The sequence below is a fragment of the Stenotrophomonas sp. 05L44_2 genome (assembly GCF_056665995.1).
This window is the reverse complement of the sequence record NZ_JBFTNR010000706.1, coordinates 1-2,159: the sequence shown is the minus strand read 5'-3', so window position 1 is coordinate 2,159 and position 2,159 is coordinate 1. Positions and strand designations below refer to the sequence as shown.

Annotated in this window: 2 protein-coding genes; one reads left to right on the top strand and one right to left on the bottom strand. The window is 60.8% G+C overall.

Annotated elements, in window-relative coordinates; translation table 11 throughout:
• Positions 1 to 81 precede the first annotated feature (81 nt).
• Positions 82 to 513 carry a YbbD-related protein gene (locus AC1VAN_RS19595; protein WP_442251374.1) on the bottom strand — a complete coding sequence of 144 codons (432 nt, stop codon included), beginning with the start codon at positions 511 to 513 and terminating at the stop codon, positions 82 to 84.
• Positions 514 to 849: 336 nt separating this feature from the next.
• Between AC1VAN_RS19595 and AC1VAN_RS19590 the strand changes: the two genes are divergently transcribed.
• A partial coding sequence (locus AC1VAN_RS19590) for an RHS repeat domain-containing protein (protein WP_480986513.1) occupies positions 850 to 2,159 on the top strand: 1,310 nt, incomplete at its 3' end.

Genomic DNA, 2,159 nt, shown 5'->3' with positions numbered 1-2,159 from the left:
GGCAAAGGGCGAGGGTGGTGAGGACCGTTCCTGGAGTGTGCATCTGTAGTGTCGGGTTGCAGGGGAGGGCGGGCATGCGCATCAGCGAGCGTACGTGCGCCAGAAGAGCACATGATCGCCGGTTCCGCTTGTTGCGACGAAGATCGACTTGCCGAATTCGGGCTCGCAACGAAAGAAGATATAGGAGCGCTTCAGAGCGGTCTCACTCGGCCACCAGCTTCGATTGAACAGCGCCGGCTGGGTAGCGCTGTGGTTGAGGGGCCGGCAACCGGGCGGCAACAGCAACTGCTTGCTGCGTGGTTTGCTGAAGGCAAGCGCGCTCACGTTTGAATCGAGGTCGTGCACCTCACGCAGGTCGGTCGCCTCCTCGGGCACCCACGCGGGAATCCAGCCCTTGGCAATCATCTCGGCGTCGACGGCTTCCTGCTTCGTGGCGTAGGAGCTGTCCATCACCAGATCCAGATCGCAGGAGATGAGTATCAAGCAGAGCGCGAAGAGGAGGAACAGCCTCATGCGGTCTGAAAATGGAGGTAATGTCGGCGTCATAGACGATCCTGCAGCGCATCCTTGCATCACTGGCTTGACGGTGCACGCTAGCACCAATGAAGACTGGAAGCAGTTTGGGGGAGTACTCTGATCACCAGGGAGGGGCGTTGCCGATATCGATAATCGTGACCGACATCCCACGGCTTGACTTGATTATGTAATGGGCTTGCGCGATAACTGCCCCGTGCGGCGTTGCCGCATTCCGGAACAGGGACGATCCGAAGCAGGGCGCGATAGGGCGGTGAACCGCCCGTGCGCCTTCGTCCCTCCCGGCGCGGTATTCGCCCAGGAAGGAGAACACGGATGTTCGAACGGACAATGAAGCTGGTGTGTGTGGCGCTGACGATGGCCGCGCTTGGCTGCGCGGCCCCCCTTGCCGCGCAGGCGCAGGAGAGCAAGACAACCTGGCGCATCTCCCAGCCAAGCGGGAATTCGACCCAGTACAAGACTCAGCAGGAGGCAGTGCAGGCGATCAAGAGCCTGYCCGCGCCGAGTCCGTTCCCGCCTGAGCTCCAGTTCGGTTGGCAGTCCGTCAATTCGATCAAGTCGAAGGTCGTGGACCTGGAGGGAAATACCTCAATCACGTACTGGATGGGCAAGTCCCAGCCCTCCGACCCTGATTGGTCGTATCTGAGTACCGCTATATTCCCGACAGAAGAGGCGATGGTTGCTTCCTATCTCGCCGATATCAAGGCGTTCAATCCTGTATGCCCGGGTGCAGCCGTTACGCCTACAAGCGAGTGGTATGCGCTCAGCCCGGACATGGAAGGAACCATCGAGACACGTGATTTTGAAGTGATATACATGACCGGCGACAACACAGCCGAGTCGCCGTGCACGCCCTACCCAAGCGATGCCCATATGACGCGGACCCGGCGTCTGAACTGCCCGGTCCCCCTCACCCAGTGGTCCAACAAGCACGAAGCCTGCGTCAGCGAAGAGTTCGTAGCAACCATCACCTCCAAGACGACGCAGTGCGACAAGGATGGCGGGAACGGCAATTGCCCGACCTCGGGTAACAGCGCCATGAGTGGCATGAGCCCGAACCCCTCCAGCACTCCGGCATCGCAGGAGCCTCCGTGCACTGGCACCGTAGGCAACCCCTGCGACGTGAAGACCGGTGAGAAGTACGAGATCGCGCAGGACTTCGATCTGGGCTGGGTTGCACTGACGCGCTACTACCATTCGGGAATATCCACCTCGTCCGGAGGCTTCGGCTACGGTTGGACACACTCGCTAGGTGCCCAGCTCGCACTGGATGGGGCGGGCGGCGCAGGCATCGTTGAAGCCACCGGTTTCCAGCGCGCCTTCAAGAAGATCGGCCAGGTCTACGAGGCCGCCGACAGCAGTGGCGATCGCCTGGTCCAGAATGGAAACTGGACGCTGTACGCGTCCGACGCCATTTCGACATTCGACGATGCGGGCCGGCTCGCCGTGAAGCGCTTTGTGGACGGCACGTCGCTCACCTTCATCTATGACGATAGCCAGCGCCTCGCTGCCGTCGTGCACAGCAGCGGCCGTACGCTTGAATTCGTCTATCAGTCCAACGACTACGAAGCATTGATCAGCTCCGTTCTGGTCGCGGGCGTACCGCAGGCGAGCTATACCTATAC